Source organism: Streptomyces sp. NPDC050509, assembly GCF_044457965.1.
Lineage (GTDB): Bacteria > Actinomycetota > Actinomycetes > Streptomycetales > Streptomycetaceae > Streptomyces.
This window is the reverse complement of the sequence record NZ_JBITHL010000015.1, coordinates 107,601-128,958: the sequence shown is the minus strand read 5'-3', so window position 1 is coordinate 128,958 and position 21,358 is coordinate 107,601. Positions and strand designations below refer to the sequence as shown.

The window sequence follows — 21,358 nt, the reverse complement described above, 5'->3', positions numbered from 1 at the left end:
ATGACCCGTTGAAGGTGGGGCGGGACCTCCTGGTGGGGTCCCGCCCCTCGCGCGTCGCCTGCGCCCGCCTGCGCCGTCCGCGCCGCCTGCGCCGCCTACGCCCCGGGTGTCACCGGGACGCCGCCGCGCCGAGCGAGTCGACGGCCGCCGCGACGACCGCTTCCCGGGTCATGCCCAGCGCCGTCATCGCGTCCGACGCGGACGCCGAGGTGCCGAACCCCTCGACGGTGACGGCCCGTCCGGCGTCCCCGATCAGGTCGTGCCAGCCGAAGACCGTCGCCGCCTCGACCACCACCCGGGCGCGTACGGCCGGCGGCAGGACGGCGTCGCGGTACGAGGCGTCCTGTTCGGTGAACCAGTCCTTGCACGGTACGGAGACCACCCGGGCGCCGATCCCCCGGCCGGCCAACTCCTCCCGGGCCGCCAGCGCGAGCGCGACCTCGCTGCCGCTCGCCAGCAGCAGGACCTCCGTAGTGCCGGGCGCGTCGGCCACCACGTACGCGCCGCGCGCGACGCCCTCCCGTACCGCCGCCGGTTCGGTGGCCTGCACCGGCAGCGCCTGACGGGCGAGGACGAGGCCGACCGGGCCCCGGCGGCCGAGGGCGGCGTGCCAGGCGGCGGCGGTCTCGTTGGCGTCGGCCGGGCGGACCACGGAGAGGCCGGGCATGGCGCGCAGCGAGGCGAGGTGTTCGACCGGCTGGTGGGTGGGGCCGTCGGCGCCGAGCGCCACGGAGTCGTGCGACCAGACGTGGACGACGGGCAGCCGCATGAGGGAGGCGAGGCGCAGCGAGGGGCGTTCGTAGTCGCTGAACACGAGGAACGTCCCGGCGAAGGGGGTGTCGTAGCCGACGACGGCGATGCCGTTCAGCGCGGCGGCCATCGCGTGCTCCCGTACGCCCCAGTGGATGTTGCGTCCGGAGAGGCCCGAACTCCCTTCGGGGTCCTGCTCGTCGGCGGGGAGGAAGGAGCCGCCGGACGTGATCGTCGTACGGTTCGAGTCGCCCAGGTCGGCGCTGCCGCCCCAGAGTCGCGGGAAGCGCTCCGCCAGCGCCTGGATGACGGTGCCCGACGCGTCGCGCGGCGCGATCGCGGAGCCGGGGGTGAAGGCGGGCAGCGCGTCGGCGGTGCCGGCCGGGTCGAGCGGGCGGATCGCGCGGGCGCGGGCGGCGGCGCGTTCGGGGTGGGCCAGGGCCCACTGCTCCAGCGCCTTGTCCCAGGCGTGGTGCAGCGCGGCGCCCCGCGCGAGGGCGCCCCTGGTGTGTTCCAGGACGTCGGCCGGGACGGTGAACGGCTCCTGCGCCACGCCCAACAGCGCCTTCGTCGCGGCGACTTCGGCGGTGCCGAGCGGTGCGCCGTGCGAGGCGGGGGTGTTGGTGGCGTGCGGCGCCGGCCAGGCGATCTGCGACGTCAGCACGATCAGGCTGGGCCGGCCGCCGTGCGCCGCGCCGGTCGAGGCGGCGGTGAGCGCGGCGTCGAGGGCGTCGGTGTCGATGTCGCCGTCCGCGCCGAGCCCCACATGCTGGACGGACCAGCCCTGCGCGGCGAAGCGCGCGGCGGTGTCCTCACGGGTCGTCAGGTCGGTGGAGCCCTCGATCTGGATGCTGTTGTCGTCCCAGATGACGACGAGGTTGTCCAGGCGGTGCCGCCCGGCGAGCGCGCCCGCCTCGTACGAGATGCCCTCCTGGAGGTCGCCGTCTGAGCACAGGACCCAGACCCTGCGGTCCGGGATCTCGTCGGGTGCGACCTCGTCCCTGTTGCCGGGCGGGACGGCACCCGTGCCCGTCAGCCTGGACTCGTCGCGCTTGAGCGCCATCGCCATGCCCACGGCGGTGGCCACGCCCTGGCCGAGCGGTCCTGTCGTCGTCTCGACACCGGTGGTGTGGCCGAGCTCGGGGTGTCCCGGGGTCAGCGAGCCGAGTTGGCGGAAGCGCCGGAGGTCGGCCAACTCCAGTCCGTAACCGGTGAGATGGAGCTGCGTGTACTGAAGGATGCTCGCGTGCCCGCAGGAGAGGACGAAGCGGTCCCGGCCCTCCCACGCGGCGTCCGCCGGGTCGTGGCGTATGTGCCGCTGGAAGAGCAGATGCGCGACGGGCGCGAGGGCGAGCGCGGTGCCGGGGTGTCCCGATCCGGCGGCCTCCACGGCGTCCATCGCGAGGGCCCGCGCCACGGCCACGGCCCGGCGGTCCGCCGCACCGAAGACGGGGGCGGGGGAAGGGGAGGGGGAGAGGGCGGTCACGGCAGCTCCTTGGAGATCATGTCGTCATGATGACTTTGGACAACGTAACCCACCCCTGGTGGCGTGCTCCTGAGCTGATCAAGGTCCATCCAGACGTCCGGCGTGTTACGTAAAAATTGCCTATTGACGTCTTCTGGGGTTCTGGTCATTATGACGTCTTGACGACACAGGGACTCGATGAGGAGACCATGGATGGCCGAGCACAAGTACGCACAGGTGCGGGATCACCTGCTGCGCCGGGTGAGCGGTCTCCCCGTGGGCGGGCAGCTTCCCCCGGAGGCGGCACTCTGCGAGGAGTACGCGGTGAGCCGCATCACACTGCGCCGCGCGGTCGAGGAACTGGTCAACGACGGACACCTCATCCGTGAGCACGGCCGGGGCACCTTCGTCACCCGGCCGCGGTACGCGCTGAAGCACCGCGAGCGGTTCGTCAGCGAGGTCACCGGCTTCTTCACCCAGATGAGCCGGCAGGGCCACGAGGTCACCTCCGAGGTGCTCGTCCAGAAACGGGCGCGCGCGGGCGCGCGGCTCGCCGCGGCGCTGGACATCAGCCCGGCCGCGTCGGTCGTACGGTTGGAGCGGCTGCGCCGGGTGAACGGTGTGGTGCACCACCTCGCGGAGTCGTACGTCGAGGAGGAGCGGTTCGCGGACGTCCTGACCGCGGACTTCACCACCACCTCGCTCTACGCCCACCTGCGGGCACACCACGACGTGCTGCTCGCGCGGAACGAGATCGTCGTCGGGTTGCACACGTGTGACCGGCGCGAGGCGGAGCTGCTCGGGGTCGAGGAGGGGTCGCCCCTGCTGCTCGCGACCTCACGGGTGTTCGACCTCAACAGGAAGCCCGTGATCCACGGGACGTCGAAGTTCCTGCCGGAGACGGCGGAGCTGTCCTTCGACATCATCGCCGACGCCGAGTGAGCGTTCCGGCGCCCTGCCGGCGCCGGGTGGCCGAGTCAACGTACGGAGTGTGCTGCACATGCTCAGCGAACTGCTGACCGAGGAGAAGATACGTTTCTCCAGTGAGGTCCTGGACTGGCGCCAGGCCGTCACCCAGGTCGCGGAACCCCTTCTCACCGCCGGTGACATCACCCCCGGCTATGTCGACGCCATGATCGACTCGATCGCCGCGGGCGGTACGTACATCGACCTCGGGTACGGCATCGCCCTGGCCCACGCCCGGCCCGAGGCCGGTGCCGTACGGACCGCGATCTCGATGCTGCGGCTCACCGAGCGGCCCGCACCCCTGCTGGACCTGCCCGAGCACGCGGTCGACCTCTACTTCTGCTTCGCGGCGGCCGACACCGCCGCGCACAGCCGGGCCATGGCGTCACTGGCCCGCATCCTCTCGGACACGGAGACCCGCGAAGCGCTGCGCGACGCGCGTTCCGCGGCCGATGTCACCAAGCTGATCACTCGATTCGAGGAGCGTGCTTCGAAATGACGAAGTTCCTGGCCATGTGCAGCACCGGGCTCGGCAGCAGTTTCATGGTGCGGATGAACATCGAGGACATCGTGCGGGAGCTCCAGCTCCCGGATGTCACGGTGGAACACACCGACATCAGCTCCGCCGGACCTTCGAGTGCCGATGTGTTCTTCGTCGCGAAGGACCTGGAGGACGCCGCCCAGGGGCTGGGCGATGTCGTGGTGCTCAACAGCATCATCGACAAGGACGAGCTGCGCGACGCGGTCAAGGCCGCGGCCGGGCGGCACGGGCTGCTCTGACCGCCCGTACGTTCCGTGCGTTCCGTACGTTCCACCCGCAGGCCCCGGCCGTAGCTCCGTAGCCCGGTAGTCCCGTAACCCCGTACCCCCGTCCCAGGAACGTCCTCGACCGGACCATGTGCCATGCGCCGCGCGCGTCACGCGGCAGGCGTCATGCGCCATGCGTCCGGTGCGGCGGAGACCCACCCGCCGGCGTCCTGCCCCGTTGTGGCCCGCGTGGACCACCGCGGCGATCACAGCAACCCCACCACACCGACCTCGGCTCCGCCGTGCCCGTGGAGAGGCGTTTCCGCCCATGAACAGCGTTCTGAACACCCTGCTCGACATCTTCCGTGAGCCGTCCGTCATCATCGGGCTGATCGCTCTGCTGGGGCTCGTGCTCCAGCGCAAGTCCCTCTCCGACACCCTCAAGGGCACGATCAAGGCGTTCGTCGGATTCCTGGTGCTGGCGGCGGGCGCGGGTGTCGTCTCCGACTCCCTCACCCCCTTCGGCGACATGTTCCAGCACGCCTTCGGCGTCCAGGGCGTCGTACCGAACAACGAGGCGATCGTCGGCAAGGTCCTCACGGACTACGGCTCGCAGGCCGCGTTGATCTTCTTCTTCGGCATGGTCGTCAACGTCCTGCTGGCGCGCTTCACCCGGTTCAAGTTCATCTACATGTCCGGCCATGTCGCGCTCTACCTCTCCGCGATGATCGCCGTGATCCTCATCGCCAACGGCTTCAGCACCTGGCAGGCCGTGCTCTGGGGCGCGATCGCCCAGGGCCTCGTCACCACGCTCTCGCCCGCGCTCGTGCAGCCGTGGATGCGGCGGGTCACCCAGCAGGACAACGTGGCCCTCGGTCACACCGGCAACTTCGGCATCGCCACCAGTGGTCTGGTCGGCAAGTTCCTGGGTGACACCAAGAAGTCCACCGAGGACCTGAAGATCCCCAAGAACCTCGGCTTCCTGCGCGACACCACGGTCGTCATCGCCGTGTCGATGGGCGTCATCTACCTGCTCGTGACCCTGATCGCGGGTGCCGGATACGTCGAGGACAAGCTGAGCGGCGGCCAGTGGTACCTGCTGTGGGCGGTCATGCAGGCCGGGAAGTTCTCCGCGGGTGTCTTCATCATCCTGGCCGGTGTCCGGGTCGTACTCGCCGAGATCATCCCCGCGTTCAAGGGCATCTCCGAGAAGCTGGTCCCCAACGCCAAGCCCGCGCTCGACGTCCCGATCGTCTTCACCTTCGCCCCGAACGCCGTACTGATCGGCTTCCTCGCCAGCTTCGTCGGCGGCCTGATCGGCATGGGCGTGCTGGTCGCGGTCGGCGGGACGATCATCATCCCCGGCATCGTCGCGCACTTCATGACGGGCGCCGCGTCCGGAGTCATCGGCAACGCGACGGGCGGCCGGCGCGGCGCGGTGCTCGGCGCCATGGCCAACGGCCTGATGATCACCTTCCTGCCGCTCCTCGTCCTGCCCTTCCTGGGCGATGTCGGCCTGGCCAACTCCACCTTCTCCGACGCGGACTTCGGCGTCTCCGGCTTCCTGCTCGGCAGCGCCGCACGCTGGGGCCAGGCCGCGGTGATCGTGGTGATCCTCGCCTCGCTGGTGGCGGTCTTCGTCGGCAGCGCGCTGGCCGACCGGCGGGAGGCGGCGAAGGCCGCGAAGGCGGAGGCGGAGACGGCCTCGGAGCGGCAGCCGGTGAGCTGACGTGATTCGACAGTGAGTTGACGGTGAGTTGCCGGTGAGTTGATACCGGTGTCGGCATGTCTGTCCGGTGCCCGTCCTGTGTGCGCCCCTCCCGGGATCCCGGGAGGGGCGCACCCCGCTTGCCAGGACCGGCCCTTGCTCGTCTAGCCTCCCGTCCATGCTTTGGTACGAGGCGCAAGCGAACGACAACGCCTTGCTCGTCTTCGACGGCAGCGTGCTGGAGGTGTTCGGGCTCGACGAGACCCACCGCTACCACGTCTGGCAGGAGCCCCGGCTGGAGTTCAGCGACGGTGTGCGCCCCCGCGTGACGATCATCCCGCGCAAGGGCCACCGTCTCTCGTTCGCGTACGACGCGCACCGGCTGGACGGGCTGCGCGCGCTCGCGGCCCGGCTGGCGAGGATCTGAGAAGAGAACCCGTCAGGCGTCGGTGCCGCTGCGAGAGGCGTCGGTGCGGGAGTCGCCGGAGGCCTCGGCGCGGGAGGTCTCGATGTGACCGAGGTACCGGTGGGTCCAGTCGCACATCGCGTCGACCGTCGCCCGCAGCGCCCGCCCCGGCTCGGTGAGGGTGTACTCGACCCGCGGCGGCACGGTGGGGTGCACCGTCCGCTCGACCAGGCCGTTGCGCTCCATCATGCGCAGGTTCTGGGTGAGCATCTTGTGGCTGATGCCCTCGACCTCCTTGCGCACCTCGCCGAAGCGCAGGGTGCGTTCCCCCAGGGCTTCGATGATCAGGAGCGCCCACTTGTTGGCGATGTCGGAGAAGATCTCCCGCGCCAGCGAGTCGGCGCGTCTCAGGTCCGCGTCGCCGGGCGAGCCGCTGAACTGCTTGGTCACCGTCAGGTTCCTCTGTTACCGAAAAGTGCGTTCTTCCATGTCAGCGCACACTCTCCTACGGTTCCTGAGTAACCACAAGAGACCGGGGTTGTCGCCATCGGAGGCATCCTGGTCGGGACGAGGAGGCGAGCGGGCATGGCCATCACCCTGGTGAACCCCGAAGGACTGCCGGAGATCGACGTCTACCGGCAGGTGGCGATCGCGACCGGCTCGAAGCTGGTCTTCATCGCCGGACAGGTCGCCTGGGACGCCGACGGCGTCACGGTCGGCGAAGGCGACCTCGCCGCGCAGGTCGAGCGGTGCTACCTCAACGTCGGTACCGCGCTGGCCGCGGCGGGCGGCTCCTTCGACGACGTGGCGAAGCTGACCGTGTACGTCGTCGACTGGACCCCCGACAAGATGCCCCGGTTCCTGGAGGGGCTCGCGCGGGCGGCGGAGAAACTGGGCATCACCCCGATGGCGCCGGGCACACTGGTGGGCGTCGCGGCCCTGGACGTACCCGGGCATCTGGTCGAGGTGGAAGCCACCGCGGTCCTCGACTGAGCGGGCGCTCCCCAACCGGGCGTTCCCCAACCGGGCGTTCCCCAACCGGGTGGGGAACGCCCGACCGTACGCGGTCAGCCGGCCGACCGGCCCCCACCAGCGCGACAGCGGCCCCTCCTACTGCTCCGGAGCGTCCCCGAAGTCCGGGATCGGGAGGCGTTCCCCGCCCTTGAGCGCCGACGCGTGCGCGACGATCCCCGGCAGGGTGTAGCGCGCCGCGACCCACGCGTTGACCGGCGGCAGCGTGCCCGTACTGACGGCGGTCACGAAGTCGTCCGCGAGGAAGTGGTGGCTCCCCTCATGGCCGTTGACCACGTTGGTGAACTCCTCCGGCAGCCGTGACCGGTCGTGCACCGGCGCCGAACCCGACGTGAAGGCGTCCCGCAGCGCCGGTGACACGTGTTCCAGCGACGGGTCGTCGGGGGAGAGCGTGGGCTTCGGCTGAAGGTGGTCGGTGACGTCCTGGACCCCCTTCTTGTCCTGCCACATGCTGACCGTGGCGAGCTGCTCCAGGCTTCCCTCCGTACCGAAGAACCGGAAGCGCGACTCCCGGATGTGCGACGGGTAGCCCACGCGCCGGAACTCGTTGATACGGAACGAACCGCCGCCCGCGACCTCGAAGAGCGCCGTGGCGTTGGAGAAGTCGTTGTCGAACTGGCTGACGTCCTTGTCGAAGACCCCGTCCCCCCGCTCGTCCTTGACCCCGATCGCGGAGACGCTCACCGCGTGCGTCCGCCAGGCGCCGAGCACCCCGCCCACCGAGTGGGTCGGGTAGAGGAGGGGCGGGTAGCTGGCGGTCGACTTCCAGCCCTCGCCGCCGCTGTACTGGTACGCCTCGTAGAAGCCCAGGTCCATGTCGTGGACGTAGTCGCCCTCGGCGTGGAAGATCCGGCCGAAGGCACCGTCCGCGACCTGGTTACGGGCGTACACGGTGGCCGGGTTGTACTGGCTGGTCTCGCCCATCATGTACGTCAGGCCGGTCTCCCGTACCGCCTCGATGATGGCGGCGATCTCCTCCTCGGAGATCGCCATCGGCACCGCCGAGTACACATGCTTCCCGGCGCGCAGCGCCTTGACGACGAGCGGGCCGTGCGTCCAGCGCTGGGTGAAGATCGCGACCGCGTCGACGTCCGAGTCGAGCACGGCGTCGAAGGACGGCAGGGCGCCGGCGAGGTCGTGGTCCGCGACGAGCTTCTCGGCCCGCTCGGGGAGCAGGTCGGTGGCGAAGATGTCGCCGACGCCGGGGTGGAGGCGCCAGAGCTTCGCGAACTGCCCTGCGAACTGGCCGGCGCCGACGATGCCAAGGGAGAAGGACATGACACACCTTTCACGGTGGTGGGGTTCGGGGTGGTGATGTTCGGGGGTGGTGATGTTCGGGCGGAGGCCCGAGTCGGGTGCGGGTGCGCGTGCGCGTGTTGGTGTTGGTGCTGTGCTGCTGCTCAGTCGCCCTGCGAGAGGATGAGGTTGATCTGCCGGTTGGTCGTGGTGAGACTGCCCACCGGAGCGCCGTTCGCGTACACGTCCTGCATGGCCGGCCGCATGAGGCCGCTGACGTCCGCCGCGTAGTTGGTGATCGGGAACGAGAACGTCGTCCCGTCCGCGACCGGCCGGGTGAAGGCCGTGACGTCGATGCCCTCCTTGCGGTACGCGGCGATCGCCGCCTCCGTACCCGCCTTGGTGGCCGGGAAGACGATGCCCTGCTGCCCGACCACCGTCTGACAGGCGTCGGAGGCGAGGTACGCCACCCACTTCTGCGCGGCGGGCTTCTTCGCGCCGCGCTTGGTGAGGGAGTCGGCGAGCCCGTTCTGCATGGTGGCGCGCTTGCCGGAGGGACCGACGGGGGTCAGGGCGGTGCGCGCCTCGATCCCCTTGAAGCCATGGATGGCCTTGGTCATCCAGGAACCGTGCAGCGCGATCGCCGCCTTGCCCGAACTGAGCTGTACGTCGGACTTGTTGGACTGCGAGAAGACCGTGTACGGGGCGAGGTAGCCCTTCTTCGCGAGGCCGAAGTACCACTCGATCGTGGACTGGAACGCTTTCTGGTCGTAGTTGTAGTGGGTCCCCCACGCCTTCTTGTCGGTGTAGTTCCACCCGGCCGAGCCGGTGAAGGGGCTCCACTGGGTCTGGCCGTCGGCCATCCCCGCGTCGTTGCTGGCCAGCCCGTACGTCCTGACGTGGTTCTTGTCGAAGCCGGGCTGGTCCCCGCGCCGGCCCTTGGTGTCGACGGTGAGGCGGGCGATGGTCTTCTCGAAGGTGCCGCCGTCGGCCGGGTTCCAGTCGAGGGTGTTCAGGGTCTCGGCGGAGACGCCGGCGGCGTCCGTCTTCTTCTTGTCGTAGAACATCGCGACGGTGTCCCAGTCCTTGGGCGCGCCGTAGCGGTGGCCGTCCTGGCCGACCCAGGAGGCGGCGAGGCCGGGCTGGTAGTCGGAGTCCTTGATCCCCTGGGTGGCGGGCAGTTCGTCCAGCGGGGCGAGCACGTCCAGGTCGGCGAACTGCGCGAACTTGGTGATGTGGTCGGTGAAGACGTCCGGCTCCGTGCCCGCGATCATGCTGGCGGTGAGCTTGGTCCAGTAGTTGTCCCAGCCGATCTGGGAGAGATCGACCCTGACGCCCGGGTTCGCCTTCTGGAACCCCTTCGCGCACTCCTGGTACCCGGGCAACTGGCTGGAGTCCCAGAGCCAGTACGAGACCGTGTCGGGAGAGGCGGAGGAGGACGAGGAGGACCCGGAGCCGCAGCCGGCGGCGAGGAGCGAGAGGGATACGGCGCCGACGAGAGCGGCCGAACGCCGGGAGATCCGAGAGGAGACTCGGTGGGAGACCCAAGGGGAGAGCCGGTCGGAGAGTCCATGAGAAGAGCTGCGCACAACGCCAACCTCTTTACGTGTGCCCGTCGGGAAAATGGTCACTTGAGCCCGCTGAAGCCGATGGAGTTGACGATCCGCCGCGCGAAGACGCCGAAGAGCACGAGCATCGGCAGGGCGGCGACCAGCGTCGCGGCCATCAGCCCGGCCCAGTCCGTACCCGTCTGCGGGGTCTGCGACCGGAAGATCGACAGGGCCACGGTCAGTACGCGCGAGCTGTCGCTGTACGAGACCATCAGCGGCCAGAAGTAGTCGTTCCACGCCGTGATGTACGTGAGGACGCCCAGGGTGGCCATCGGCGCGGACGCCATGGGCAGGGAGAGCCGGAAGAAGATCCGTACCTTTCCGGCACCGTCCAGCAGCGCGGCCTCCTCCAGTTCCCGGGGCAGGTTCATGAAGAACTGCCGCAGGAAGAAGACCGCGAACGGCGTCATGAACATCGTCGGCAGGGCGATCCCGAGGAGGGTGTCCACCAGGCCGAGTTCCTTGATCAGGATGAAGTTCGGCAGGAGGGTGAAGATGGTCGGCACCATCAGCCCGGCGAGGAAGAGCCCGAAGACCCGGTCCCTGCCGCGCCAGCGCAGCCGGGCGAAGGCGTACGCGGCCATGGCGGAGAACATCAGCTGACAGACCGTCACCAGCGTTGCCACAACGGTCGAGTTGAAGAGATAGCGCCAGAAGTTGAGCGAGCCGCCCGCACCGCCCTGGGCCAGCGCCTCCTTGGTGCTCTGGAGCCCGAAGACCCGCTCGAAGCCGCCCCAACCGAAGTCCACGGGGAGCGGGTTGGCGGGGTCGGTGGCGAGTGCGGCGTTGGAGGAGAGGGCCGTCCGCGCGATCCAGTAGAAGGGCAGCAGGGTGATCAGCACGATCGCGACCATCACCGCCCAGGCCACGATCCGGCCGGGCGACGGCCTGCGGCGCCGTACGGGCTTCGCGGGCGGGGTTACGGGGGCGGGGGCGGGCGTGTCGGCGGGCGCGGGGGTCAGTACAGCCACGACTCGACTCCTTCGTGCGCGCGTGAGTACGTGAGTACGGGCGGGGCCGCGTCGGCCTGCGGACGGGGCGCGTCGGCCCCGGGGCGGGGACGGAGGCGGAGGCGGGGGCGCATCAGCCGAGGTCCGTCTCGCCGGCCCGGGTGACCCGGTACTGGATGATCGTGATCACGCTCAGGACCGCCAGCAGCGCCACGGACATGGCGGACGCGTAGCCGAACTGGAACCGCCCGAACGCCGAGTCGTAGATGTAGAGCTGGAGCACATTGCTCGCGTTGGCCGGGCCGCCGGGGCCCGGCGTGGCCACCGCCACGGTGTCGAAGACCTGGAACGACCCGATGACCGTCATGATCAGGACGACCGCGAGCACCGGGCGCAGCAGCGGCAGGGAGATCCGCCAGAACATCCGCAGCTCCCCGGCGCCGTCCATCCGCGCGGCCTCGTATACATCGCCGGGGATGGCCTGGAGTCCGGCGAAGAGCAGCAGGGCCGTGTAGCCGACGTGTCGCCATACGTTGATCATCGCGATGCTCGGGATGACCCATTCCTCGCTCGCGAGGAAGGCGATGTGGTCGAAGCCGAACGCCCCCAGGATCTCGTTGCCGATGCCGATCTGCGTGTCGAGGATCCAGAGGAAGACGATGCCCGCGACGACGTTCGAGACGAGGTACGGCGTGAGCACGACGGAGCGCAGGAAGGAGGAGTTGGTCAGCCGCTGCATGAGGACGGCGATGCAGAGGGCGGCGACCGTCTGTACACCGATGTTGATGAGGACGTACTCGACGGTGACGCGCAAGGACTCCCAGAAGATGGGGTCGTTGATCATCCGGCGGTAGTTGTCCAGGCCCACCCACTCGGCGGGGGTGAGCAGGTTGTAGCGGGTGAAGCTCAGATAGATGCCGCGCAGGGTGGGCCAGAGGAGGAAGACCAGGAAGCCGAGCAGGGCGGGAGCGATGAAGAGCGCCGCGAGGAGCCCGTCCCCGCGTCCACCGCCATCGGCGTCCTTGCCCTTGCCTGTGCCTGTGCCGCCGGTGTTCTTGCCGTGCGCGGTCTTCGGTATCACCTTGGTACCGGGCGCCGCGGGGCCGGGTGGCGCGCCGTGTGAGGCGACAGTCATCAGAGACTCCCTTGTCCATGACTCGTCCTCGGAGGTGTGGGTTACTTTCGTCCTGGAACAATCACCGCGTCAAGGGGTCTGCGTAAGTGAGTTCAAGCGCTCAAATTATCGGTACGGGGGTTCCATTTCTTCTGTAGTGAAATAAAATGGGCGCCCTGATCCTGGCTACGATGAACCGGGAGCACCGCCATGGACTCCCATGGGAACGACGGGAACAAGGGGAACGCGCTTATGCCTGCTGCGAGTTGGGCACCACTGAGCCCCGCCGAGCGGGCCGTGGCGATCGAGGTGCTGACGCACGGGCCGGTGTCGCGCAGCGAGATCGCCAGGAAGCTGAACCTGTCGGCGGGCAGCCTCACCCGGCTCACCAAACCGCTGATCGAGTCGGGCCTGCTGGTGGAGGACCCGGCCCCGGCCTCCGCCCCGACCTCTTTCTCCCTCCCCCTCCCGGTCCCGCTCGCGGGTCCGGGTCCGGGTCCGGGTTCGGCCCCTGCCCTGGCGTTCCCGGCGGTCAAGGTCCCTCCCCCTCAAGCGAGGATCCCGGCCCCCGCCACCCGGCAGGGCCGCCCCTCCCAGCCGCTGGACATCGTCGCGGACTCCCGCTTCTTCGCCGGGTTCAAGATCACCGAGGACACGGTCTACGGAGTCGTGACCACCCTCAAGAGCGATGTCGTCGCCGCCCGCGCCCTTCCCGTCCGTACCCTCGAACCGGCCGACGTGGCCGGCCTCCTGCACACGATGACCACGGACTTCGCCGCGGACTTCCCACGCCTCGCCGGGATCGGTGTGGGCCTCGGCGGCTATGTCGTCGGCCCCGACCGTACGGTCACCTCGTCCTTCCTCGGCTGGGACGGCGTCCCCTTCGTCGACCTCCTCGAACAGCGCACGGACCTGCCCGTCGTGGTCGAGAACGACGTGGCCGCGCTGGTCGAGTCGGAGGCGTGGTTCGGCGCCGGCCGCGGCCTCGACCGCTTCGTCGTCCTCACCATCGGCGCCGGGGTCGGTTACGGCCTGGTCATCGGCGGCCAACTGGTCCGCTCCGGCGACGACGTCCAGGGCATCGGCCGCCGCTGGATCGTCAACCCGAACGGCCCCCTCACCCCGGACGGCGACCGCGGCAGCGCCACCGCGCTGCTCTCCATCCCGAGCATCCGCTACCAGGTCGCGGCGGCCACCGGCCGGAACCACACGTACGACGAGATCCTCACCCTCGCCGCCGCGGGCGACCCCGTGGCGGCCCGCGTGATCGACGAGGCGGCGCAGGCACTCGGCACGGTGGTGGCGCAGATCGCCAACTTCGCCATGCCGCAGAAGATCCTGCTCGCGGGGGAGGGCGTGGGCCTGGTCGAGGTGGCGAACCCGGCGATCAACAAGGCGATCACCGCCAACCGCCACCCGCTCGCGGAACCGGTCGCCCTGGAGACCAAGATCTCCGACTTCAACGACTGGGCCCGGGGCGCGGCGGTCCTCGCCATCAAGATCCTGGTCCTGGGCCGCCCGAAGCCGCCCCAGTAGCCGACGCCGGGCCGACCGCCCCTCAGTCCAGGGCCTCGATCGCCCGCACGATCAGCGCCCGCGCCTGGGCGCCGTACACGGCGAGGCCGTGAAGCTCCTCGAACGCCTGGAGGTAGAGGGCGATTTCGGACGGCTGGGTGACGTTGACCTTTGCCGAGAGCAGTTCCACGGCCACGAGGGTGTCGTCGAAGACGCTGAATGTCTCCTGAACCCACAGGGGTCGCTGTGGTGTGCTCATAGGGATCACACCCAGCGACACGGAGGGAAGTGCGCCCGCGCTGAGGAGATGCCCGAGCTGGGCGGCCATCGTGTCGCTGTCGCCCAGTTGGAAGCGGAGTACGTGTTCCTCCACGAGGAGTACGAAGCGGTGTCCCGCCTCATGGATGATCTGCGACCGCTTCACGCGGGCCGCAGCCGCCTCCGCCCCGTCGTCGGGGACGTCCAGGATGCGGGCGTTCGAGCTGAGCAGGGCACGCGCGTACCCCTCGGTCTGCAGCACGCCGGGAATCAGACCGGTCGTGTACACACGGAACACCTTGGTGGACCTGTACAGCGGTTTGTAGCTCTCCTGGATCTGACGGAGGCCGGTACGGGCCCGGCGTCGCCACTCCGTGTAGAGCGATTCCGAGTGCAGGGAAGTGGCGATCAGATCGTCCACCTGGTCTTCGACCGAGCAAGTCCGGCACCACAGGCGGATATCGGTCGGTGACGGCCGAGTCCGCGCGTTCTCGATGCGAGAAGTCTTCGCGTGATGCCAGCCGCAAGCGGAGGCCAGCTCGGTGCCCGTGAGCCCCGCGTCCCTCCTGATGTCGCGCAGCCGCCGGGCGACGTTCATGCGGGCGGCTTGGGCGGAGGACGACTGGGATACGGGCATGGGACTGGCCTACCGGTGTTCGTTCGTCAGTGGATCTCATACGTGCCGGTCGTTCCATCCCTCTCGGAATGTGCGGCGATGTGCACGATTCGCGGGCGGAACAGACAGGCGGTCAACTGCGCCGAGTTGCGGCAACGTTACGCGAAATCGGGGTGCGCGCACTCATGCACATTGCTTGAGAGGGCATCCCCCAGGCGTCTACGTTCCGGGCATGAACGCACATATCGACGCGGAAACGGAGGCGCGGAGGAAGAACGTGGGACGGACCATGACGGGAACCGGCCGGGTGACCGTGCTGGCGTTGCTGCACACCTGGCCCGATCGGTACGCCGTGCTCGCGTACACCACCACCGGTCATGTCGGCGACACCGCCGTCATCGGCCACGTACCCACACCCGCCGCGCCGGAGCTGTCCCTCATGGGAGCCGCCGCGCGGCACCAGCCCGCCCGGGTCTACGGTTCCGGCGGCGGGGCCGGGTTCGCCGAGGCGTGCTGGTTGATCTGTGTGGGGTGGAGCGGGCGCAGCCTTCCGAAGCCCGGCGGGCTCGAACTGTACGGCGCTGCCTGGGCGTTGGAGCTGTCCGGGTCCACGGAACATGTACGGGCACGACCGGCTCCACGTCGGTCGGTTCTCGTTCGGGGATGCCTCGCTGGCGCGTCGGGCGCGGGGTGTGTGTCCGTGGGCCCAGGGGGCGGAACGGGGGGCCTGATCCGGGGCCGGGTCCCCGCCAGGTTGCCGGAGTCCGGCAGTGTGGCGGCGGCTCGGCGCTGCCGGGCTCCTGCCTGTTGCCTGGTCGGGGAGGCGTGGCTCAATGCTCCCGGGGACGAAGGGGGCAATGCGATGACGGTACCGACGGCAGGAACCGAAGGAACCGAAGGAACGGCAGGGCGGACCGGGGCGGACGGGCGTGGGGGCGGGTGGCTGTGGACGGTGGGCTGGGTTCTGCTCGGGGTGGTGTTGCTGGCAGTCTCCGCGGCGTTGGGCAGGCCGGTGTCCGAGCGGGTCGCGGATGAGCAGGCGTTTCTGGCAGCACAACCGTGCAGCGGCGAGGGTTCGGCGGACTGTCTGCGCACGGTCCGGGGGACGGTGCTCTCCGCCGAGATGGCCAAGAGCGGCAGGGCGACGGTCTTCCGTGTGCGGTTGCGGGGGCCCGTTCCGGCCCCCGCCGACCGGCCGTTGGACCTTGAGAGGCACGGCGACCTGGCGGAGCGCGTCGGGCCGGGGGACGCGATGGACGTCACCACCTGGCGGGACGTTCAGGTCTCCGTACGCCATGACGGCGTCGGTGAGACGCTGCCCGGACTGCCGGATGAGAAGGCCACCATGCTCGTCGGGCTGGCGCTGGCCGGGCTCTGGGGGGCGGCCCTGGCGTTCATCGCCGCGTTCGGCAGCGCGCGCCGGGCCCGCCGTCTCGCGACCGGCCGCCCGGTCCGGCCCCGGGTGGCGTTCGGCCCGGCGAAATGCGTGGGCGTGGTCGTCCTACCGCTCGTCGTGGCGTACACCGTCGGCAGTGTCTGGGACGCCTGGACAGCGGTGGTGGTGACCGTGGTCCTCGGGGTCCTGCTGGCGCTTCCGGTCACCATCGCCGGCCTGCGGTGGCACCGCGACGAGGACCCGACAACCGCCGGGTCCTGACGGCGCTTCCTGCGACGACCGCCGCGGCGTCCGGCCGTGATCCGTGGCGGTCCTCGGGGCCGGCGAGGTCTCCGCCCGTATGACGAGCACGCCGTCCCGGCCGTGGGCGGCGATCAGCAGGGAGAGCCGCTGCCGTGCCTCGCTGCGGCGTGTGGGCCGTCCGGTGGGGCTGGGGGCTGGGGGCTGGGGCATGGCCGTGGTGCCCTTCTTCTTGACGGTGGTACGGCGTGGTGCGCCGCCCCGGGCAGGGCTCCGATGCGGGCGGATCTCCTCGGGGTGACGACGCGCCGTAACCGTAGCGCTACTGATGTTTCGGGATCAATAGAGCTACTCACATCGAGTGATTCCGATGTGTGGTCAGGAAGCGGCGCCGACGGGGGTGGCGGCGCCGGGGGCGGCGCGTCGAGCGGGATGGATCAGGTGGTCGAACGTGCCCGCCTTCACGCCGAGAATGAGGGCCCGGAATTTCTCCGGCGCCGTGATGACGGTTTCACTCGGCTGCTCGCTCTCGCGTACGTGAATGGTGTCTCCGCTGCGCCGGACGCCTATGCAGGAGTTTCCCGCCTGGCAGTGGGACGATATCTGCCATGTGATGTCTGACATTTCTGACCTTTCACAGGTGCGCTGCGACGGTACGGATGAAATCCCGTGACGCGTCGGCGGGAAGCGCCTTGGCCTTCATCCGGTCCAGAAGGTTTCGGTAGTTGCGCAGTTGGGCGGGGGAATCCAGGAAGGTGATGCCGTGTGTCGCGTCGAGCTGCACGGTGTCGAGCGCGGGCACGTCACCCTGCGCGTAGAAAACCGACTGACCGGAGCCGGTGAATCCGCCCGCGCTGAATGGGATCACGTGGATGGCGATGTGGGGTCGCTCGCTCATCGCGAGGAGGTGGTCCAGTTGGGCCCGTGCGACCTTGTCCCCGCCGAACCGCATGCGCAACGCGGCTTCGTGGACGACCGCTTCGAACCGCGGCGGCCACTCCCGGTCGAGGATGGCCTGCCGTCGCATCCGGTGTTGGACGCGTATGTCGAGTGCCGTGCCCAGGAGTGGTGGATCGGCTTCGGCGAAGATGGCCCGAATGTGCTCCTCGGTCTGCAGGAGTCCCGGGATGTGGGCGATCTGGTACGTACGCAGGCCGCGGCAGTGGTGTTCGAGTTCGGCAAGGTCGAGAAAGTCGGCCGGTAGTGATTCGTGGTAGCCGATCCACCACCCCTTGGTGCGGTCCTCGGAAATCCTGATGAGGCCTTCGATGTATTCCTGGTCGTCGCACTCGTAGGCGCAGGCGAGGGCGCGGATCCTTTCCCCGCTGACGCCGAACCTGGCGGTCTCCATATGGCTGATCTTTGTGTGGTCAATGCCGAGAAGTCGCGACGCGTCACGTGAATTGTGGCCGGTCGCTTCCCTCATCCGCCTCAACTCCGCGCCGAGGCGTCGTTGTCGGGCGGTGGTGACTGTCCTGGGTGGCATGTCGCCAGTGTGCCCCCGGGGGTGAGGAGGGTCCACCAGGACGAGCGCGGCCCCGTTTCGGGTGTAGCTATGTTGATCCCAGGCCCTCTATGGTCCTGACAGCACCGCGCGGCATGTCAGTAAGCCCGAAGTGCAGCCGCTCCGCCGCGCCGCGACGCGGGTGTCGGGAGGCCATCGCCACGCATGACAAGCAGCGCACCTGTCCAACCGAGTTGGGAGAACAGCGACATGACCACGGTGACCGCACGTCCCGTACCGCCCCTCGCGCCGACCGTGCGGCAGTTACCGCCGGTGCCGCCCGCGCCGCACGGAGGTGAGGGCTACCGTCTCGGGCTGCCGAACACGGTCAACGCCCCCAAGGTCGCTCGTGACTTCGTCACTTCCGTGCTCGGTGTCGGTCGGCACGTTCCGCTCGTCGACGACGCACGGCTCTGCGTCACCGAGATCGTCACGAACGTCCACCGGCACACCCGTACGCCCCTGATCCGCGTGCACATGACCGTCGGCGCGGCGCAGGTGACCGTCTCCGTCGCGGATGACGATCCCTGGGCCCTGCCCCTTCCGGGGCGCCCCGGTCCCGGTGCCGGTCCCGGGCTCGGGTCCGGGGAGGATGAGGAACGGGAGGACGGGCAGGGGCTGTTCCTCGTCGCGCGCCTCTCGCTCGCCTGGGGCGTGACGATCCACGGGGGTTACTCGCCCACGCACAAGGCGATCTGGTTCACGCTGGCCACGGACGATGCGGCCCATGCGGATCACGCGGTCGAGACGTGAGGCGGTCCATGCCGACAGTTGTGCCCTGGGGCTTCGTGGTGGCCGGTGTCTGGCTGGGGGTGGTCGCGGGTGGGCTGGTTCTCGGCTCGGGCCCGCCCGGTCCGGATGTCGATGCGGTAGAGGTGGGCGATCGGGAGGCGCGTGGCCTCCCGTATGTCGATGAGTGAGAGGATCTGTCTGTATAGTCTATTTGGACTGGTAGAGTTCGGCCATGCCGCGTCGTGCTCTCGACAATCCGATCGTCCTCGCCGTGCTGGGCCTCCTGCTGGAGCAGCCCTCGCATCCCCATCAGATGCTCGCCGAACTGCGAAGACGCAGCGACCATCACGCCGCCGCCATCACGCGCGGCACGCTCTACAACACCGTGGGCGCCCTGGTCGAAGCGGGATGGGTGGCCGCGCAGGGCCGGGAGCGTTCGGGGAACCGGCCCGAGCGGACCGTGTACGCCCTCACCCAGGCCGGCAGGGACGAGCTCGTCCGGCGTCTGGACTCCCAGATCCGCACCCCGGAGCGGGAGTTCTCCCGGTTCCTGGGCGCGGTGTCCTACCTCGGGGCCCTCGGGCCGCGCGGGGCGGTGGACGCTCTGGCCGAGCGGGCCCGGTGTCTCGGGGAGCGGGTGGCCGCCGACGAGGCGCGCCTCGCGGAGGCCCTGGGGGCCGGGGTGCCGCGCCTGCATGTCATCGAGGGCGAGTACGCGTTGAGCCTCGCCCGCGCCGAACTGGCCTGGATCGCCTCGGTCATCGACGACATCCGCACCGGCTCGCTGAACTGGCCGGGAAACCGAGAGGAAGCGAACGCGTGACGCCCACCGCACAGGACGGCCTGCTCTTCGGGATCTACCCGGGCTCCGTCGCCGGGGACGACGCCGGGGGCCTGGCCGAGGGGCCGCCCGATGATCCGGGGCGGGTGCTGAGCGCGCTCGACCGGCTCCAGGGCCCGCCAGGACGCCCGTTCCTCGTACGGGCCTACACGGCGTTCGACGACACCACCCGGCTCCGCACGCCGCACGCGACCGCGACCCCGGCCGACGCGCGCCGGTACGCCGTGCGCGGGCGCCGCCTGGACCTGGTGGCGCAGTACCGGTCCGGCGCCGGGGACGTCGACGGCTACTGCGCGTTCCTGCGCGAGCTGGTCGAGCAGTACGGCGCCGTCACGAGCACCCTGCAAGTGACGGAGGAGCCCAATGTGACCTCCGTCCCGACGCTGGACGGCGCCTACCCGGAGGTGCGCGAGGCGATCGTCCGCGGGGTGTCCGCCGTCACGGCGCGGGCACGTGAACTCGGGTACACGCACCTGCGCACCGGCTTCAACACCACGCCTCTCTTCGGCCCGGCCACCTCTTTCGTCACCGACCTGACCCGCCGGGGAGGGGACGGCTTCCTCGCCGATCTGGACTACGTGGGCCTGGACTTCTTCCCCGACGTCTTCCAGCCGGTCGCCACGTCCGAGCTGGCCGGCGCCGTCGAGGGGCTGCTCCGCCACCACCGTGACGCCGTGCTGACCCCGGCCGGGCTGGGACACGTACCGCTGCACATCACCGAGCACGGCTGGCCCACCGGACCCGGCCGGCCCCCGCACCGGCAGGCCGATGTCGTCGGGACCGTCGTACGGGTCATCGCCGCCCGGGCGAAGGAGCTCCGCCTGAGCGGGTACACGCACTTCGCGCTGCGGGACGCCGACAGCGCGAAGCCGGGCCTGTTCCACCAGTTCGGCCTCACCACCGACGACTACGCCCCCAAGCCCGCCTACGACACCCTGAAGGTGCTCGTCGACCGCTTCGGCGTGGACGTGGATGTGGATGTGGATGTGGATGTGGACCGGCCGTGACGGTTTACGGGGCGACCAGTGCGCCCCGTACGTCGGGATAGTCCACCGCGTCGGGCAGTTGGTAGCCGAGAGCGGTCAGCCGCCGCGCGACCTCCGCCGGGCTCATGCCCGTCAGGCTCGCGCCGCGCAGGACGTTCTCCAGGTGCACGTTGTCGCGGTACGAACGGTCGACCGCCGCCAGCAGCGGGATGTCCTCCGCGTCCACGACGGCCGGCGGTATCGCGTTCGCGTGCAGCCAGTGGCCCAGCGCGGTCAGCCGCGCGGCGATGTCCGCCGGGGTCCGCCCCGTGACGAGGGCCGCGCGCAGGATGTGCCGCATCTGGAGTCCGACGACGGTGTTCTTCTCCAGCCAGGGCGCCTGGCCGTCGACGTTGTCGCTGAGGAGGGTGAGGTCGTCGGCCTCCGGCACGTCGGGCACGGCCTCGTGACGGTAGCCCAGCTCCGTCAACCGGGCGGCGACGTCCGCCGGAGGGCGTCCCAGCCGCTCCGCGACAGCGAGGATGTGCCCGGTGGGCGGGGTCCGGTTCAGCCAGCCCGCCCCGAACGTTCCCGGAGCGCTGACGAGCAGCTCGTCCTCCGGGACGGGGGTGTACGGCAGCCGGATGCCGAGGGAGAGCAGTCGCATGGCGGTGGCGTACGGGCTGCGCCTCAAGAGGGAGGCGACGTTCAGTACATGGGACGCGGCCACCTCCTCGTCCCAGTCGAGCCACCTTCCGTAGACGCCCGGGTCGGTTCTGATCAGCACGGCGTCACCGCTGCGGAAGGATTCGGGCAGCGGGTGGCCACTGCCGCCGATCCGGTAGCCGAGAGCGGTCAGCCGGCGGGCGATCCCGGCGGGGCCCCGGTCGGTCCGGACCGCCGAGACGAGTATCTGGTGCAGGGACACCGGCTCGGCGATGTCGAGCCAGATGATGGCGTAGTGCGAGTTCGCGTCCTTGATCAGCGGGAGATCGTCGGGGCCCACGGTGTCGGGCAGGGGGGCTTCGGGGCGGTGGATGTCGGCGTATCCGAGGGCGGTCAGCCGTGCCACGACAGCGGCGGGGCTCCACCTCAGCTCGATCGCGGCGAGCAGCACGTGCCCGTACGGGACCGGCTGTTCGGGATCGAGTGGGTTGGCCCGGGGGCGGAGGCCGTTCTTGACGATCCGGTCGTCCGTGTCCGGATCCGGGGCCAGGGAGGTGGAGGGGGAGCCGGGGGCTTGGGACATCGTGCGGCCTTTCGCTGGGGTGGGAGGAGGGGAGGGGGACGCCGCGCGGGCAGGAACC

General features: G+C 69.9%; 21 protein-coding genes. 11 read left to right on the top strand and 10 right to left on the bottom strand.

Annotated elements, in window-relative coordinates; all coding sequences use genetic code 11:
- Nucleotides 1-109 precede the first annotated feature (109 nt).
- Nucleotides 110-2,236 carry a transketolase family protein gene (locus tag ACIBJC_RS33620; RefSeq protein WP_399299067.1) on the bottom strand — a complete coding sequence of 709 codons (2,127 nt, stop codon included), beginning with the start codon at nucleotides 2,234-2,236 and terminating at the stop codon, nucleotides 110-112.
- Between the two features lie 192 nt (nucleotides 2,237-2,428).
- Here ACIBJC_RS33620 and ACIBJC_RS33615 point away from each other — a divergent pair, with 192 nt between their 5' ends.
- From ACIBJC_RS33615 to ACIBJC_RS33595, 5 genes are all read left to right on the top strand, one after another.
- Nucleotides 2,429-3,157, top strand: coding sequence for a GntR family transcriptional regulator (locus tag ACIBJC_RS33615; protein WP_329824338.1), 729 nt, complete (start codon nucleotides 2,429-2,431; stop codon nucleotides 3,155-3,157).
- 58 nt (nucleotides 3,158-3,215) lie between these two features.
- Nucleotides 3,216-3,680 (top strand): PTS sugar transporter subunit IIA, encoded by a 465-nt coding sequence (locus ACIBJC_RS33610; RefSeq protein WP_399299221.1) that lies wholly within the window; start codon nucleotides 3,216-3,218, stop codon nucleotides 3,678-3,680.
- The gene (locus ACIBJC_RS33605) at nucleotides 3,677-3,961 is read left to right on the top strand and encodes a PTS sugar transporter subunit IIB (RefSeq protein WP_329824336.1); all 285 of its coding nucleotides are present in this window, start codon (nucleotides 3,677-3,679) and stop codon (nucleotides 3,959-3,961) included. The genes ACIBJC_RS33610 and ACIBJC_RS33605 overlap by 4 nt, the downstream gene beginning before the upstream one ends.
- A 295-nt stretch (nucleotides 3,962-4,256) precedes the next feature.
- On the top strand, nucleotides 4,257-5,657 hold the full coding sequence (locus ACIBJC_RS33600) for a PTS ascorbate transporter subunit IIC (protein WP_399299064.1): 1,401 nt from the start codon (nucleotides 4,257-4,259) through the stop codon (nucleotides 5,655-5,657).
- Between the two features lie 157 nt (nucleotides 5,658-5,814).
- Nucleotides 5,815-6,063: a hypothetical protein gene (locus ACIBJC_RS33595; protein WP_399299062.1), complete on the top strand. Its 249-nt coding sequence runs from the start codon at nucleotides 5,815-5,817 to the stop codon at nucleotides 6,061-6,063.
- 12 nt (nucleotides 6,064-6,075) lie between these two features.
- Here ACIBJC_RS33595 and ACIBJC_RS33590 read toward each other — a convergent pair whose 3' ends face one another.
- Nucleotides 6,076-6,492 carry a winged helix-turn-helix transcriptional regulator gene (locus ACIBJC_RS33590; RefSeq protein WP_399299060.1) on the bottom strand — a complete coding sequence of 139 codons (417 nt, stop codon included), beginning with the start codon at nucleotides 6,490-6,492 and terminating at the stop codon, nucleotides 6,076-6,078.
- A gap of 135 nt (nucleotides 6,493-6,627) precedes the next feature.
- On the opposite strand from ACIBJC_RS33590, the gene ACIBJC_RS33585 reads away from it, so the two are divergent.
- Complete coding sequence (locus tag ACIBJC_RS33585; RefSeq protein WP_329824332.1) at nucleotides 6,628-7,035, top strand: RidA family protein; 408 nt, start codon at nucleotides 6,628-6,630, stop codon at nucleotides 7,033-7,035.
- A gap of 117 nt (nucleotides 7,036-7,152) precedes the next feature.
- Here ACIBJC_RS33585 and ACIBJC_RS33580 read toward each other — a convergent pair whose 3' ends face one another.
- The 4 genes from ACIBJC_RS33580 to ACIBJC_RS33565 all read right to left on the bottom strand — a co-directional run bounded on the left by ACIBJC_RS33580 (nucleotide 7,153) and on the right by ACIBJC_RS33565 (nucleotide 12,005).
- Nucleotides 7,153-8,352, bottom strand: coding sequence for a Gfo/Idh/MocA family protein (locus ACIBJC_RS33580; protein ID WP_399299057.1), 1,200 nt, complete (start codon nucleotides 8,350-8,352; stop codon nucleotides 7,153-7,155).
- A 122-nt stretch (nucleotides 8,353-8,474) separates the two neighbouring features.
- On the bottom strand, nucleotides 8,475-9,830 hold the full coding sequence (locus tag ACIBJC_RS33575; RefSeq protein ID WP_399299219.1) for an ABC transporter substrate-binding protein: 1,356 nt from the start codon (nucleotides 9,828-9,830) through the stop codon (nucleotides 8,475-8,477).
- Between the two features lie 107 nt (nucleotides 9,831-9,937).
- Nucleotides 9,938-10,891: a carbohydrate ABC transporter permease gene (locus tag ACIBJC_RS33570; protein ID WP_399299055.1), complete on the bottom strand. Its 954-nt coding sequence runs from the start codon at nucleotides 10,889-10,891 to the stop codon at nucleotides 9,938-9,940.
- 112 nt (nucleotides 10,892-11,003) lie between these two features.
- A complete protein-coding gene (locus tag ACIBJC_RS33565) occupies nucleotides 11,004-12,005 on the bottom strand; it encodes a carbohydrate ABC transporter permease (RefSeq protein WP_399299053.1) in 1,002 nt (333 codons plus the stop codon).
- Nucleotides 12,006-12,236: 231 nt separating this feature from the next.
- On the opposite strand from ACIBJC_RS33565, the gene ACIBJC_RS33560 reads away from it, so the two are divergent.
- Complete coding sequence (locus ACIBJC_RS33560) at nucleotides 12,237-13,520, top strand: ROK family protein (protein ID WP_399299051.1); 1,284 nt, start codon at nucleotides 12,237-12,239, stop codon at nucleotides 13,518-13,520.
- Between the two features lie 22 nt (nucleotides 13,521-13,542).
- On the opposite strand, the gene ACIBJC_RS33555 is transcribed toward ACIBJC_RS33560, so the two are convergent.
- Nucleotides 13,543-14,394 (bottom strand): helix-turn-helix domain-containing protein, encoded by an 852-nt coding sequence (locus tag ACIBJC_RS33555; protein WP_399299049.1) that lies wholly within the window; start codon nucleotides 14,392-14,394, stop codon nucleotides 13,543-13,545.
- Between the two features lie 841 nt (nucleotides 14,395-15,235).
- Here ACIBJC_RS33555 and ACIBJC_RS33550 point away from each other — a divergent pair.
- Nucleotides 15,236-16,030, top strand: coding sequence for a hypothetical protein (locus ACIBJC_RS33550; RefSeq protein WP_399299047.1), 795 nt, complete (start codon nucleotides 15,236-15,238; stop codon nucleotides 16,028-16,030).
- 357 nt (nucleotides 16,031-16,387) lie between these two features.
- Here ACIBJC_RS33550 and ACIBJC_RS33545 read toward each other — a convergent pair whose 3' ends face one another.
- Both ACIBJC_RS33545 and ACIBJC_RS33540 read right to left on the bottom strand, forming a co-directional pair.
- Nucleotides 16,388-16,633, bottom strand: a complete 246-nt coding sequence (locus ACIBJC_RS33545; RefSeq protein WP_399299045.1) for a DUF397 domain-containing protein — start codon at nucleotides 16,631-16,633, stop codon at nucleotides 16,388-16,390.
- Between the two features lie 10 nt (nucleotides 16,634-16,643).
- Nucleotides 16,644-17,495 carry a helix-turn-helix domain-containing protein gene (locus ACIBJC_RS33540; RefSeq protein ID WP_399299043.1) on the bottom strand — a complete coding sequence of 284 codons (852 nt, stop codon included), beginning with the start codon at nucleotides 17,493-17,495 and terminating at the stop codon, nucleotides 16,644-16,646.
- A 228-nt stretch (nucleotides 17,496-17,723) separates the two neighbouring features.
- On the opposite strand from ACIBJC_RS33540, the gene ACIBJC_RS33535 reads away from it, so the two are divergent.
- From ACIBJC_RS33535 to ACIBJC_RS33525, 3 genes are all read left to right on the top strand, one after another.
- The gene (locus tag ACIBJC_RS33535) at nucleotides 17,724-18,266 is read left to right on the top strand and encodes an ATP-binding protein (RefSeq protein WP_399299041.1); all 543 of its coding nucleotides are present in this window, start codon (nucleotides 17,724-17,726) and stop codon (nucleotides 18,264-18,266) included.
- A 211-nt stretch (nucleotides 18,267-18,477) separates the two neighbouring features.
- Nucleotides 18,478-19,068 (top strand): PadR family transcriptional regulator, encoded by a 591-nt coding sequence (locus tag ACIBJC_RS33530; protein WP_399299039.1) that lies wholly within the window; start codon nucleotides 18,478-18,480, stop codon nucleotides 19,066-19,068.
- The gene (locus tag ACIBJC_RS33525; protein WP_399299037.1) at nucleotides 19,065-20,093 is read left to right on the top strand and encodes a hypothetical protein; all 1,029 of its coding nucleotides are present in this window, start codon (nucleotides 19,065-19,067) and stop codon (nucleotides 20,091-20,093) included. The genes ACIBJC_RS33530 and ACIBJC_RS33525 overlap by 4 nt, the downstream gene beginning before the upstream one ends.
- Nucleotides 20,094-20,097: 4 nt before the next feature.
- On the opposite strand, the gene ACIBJC_RS33520 is transcribed toward ACIBJC_RS33525, so the two are convergent.
- Nucleotides 20,098-21,300, bottom strand: a complete 1,203-nt coding sequence (locus ACIBJC_RS33520; RefSeq protein ID WP_399299035.1) for a hypothetical protein — start codon at nucleotides 21,298-21,300, stop codon at nucleotides 20,098-20,100.
- Between the last annotated feature and the right edge of the window lie 58 nt (nucleotides 21,301-21,358).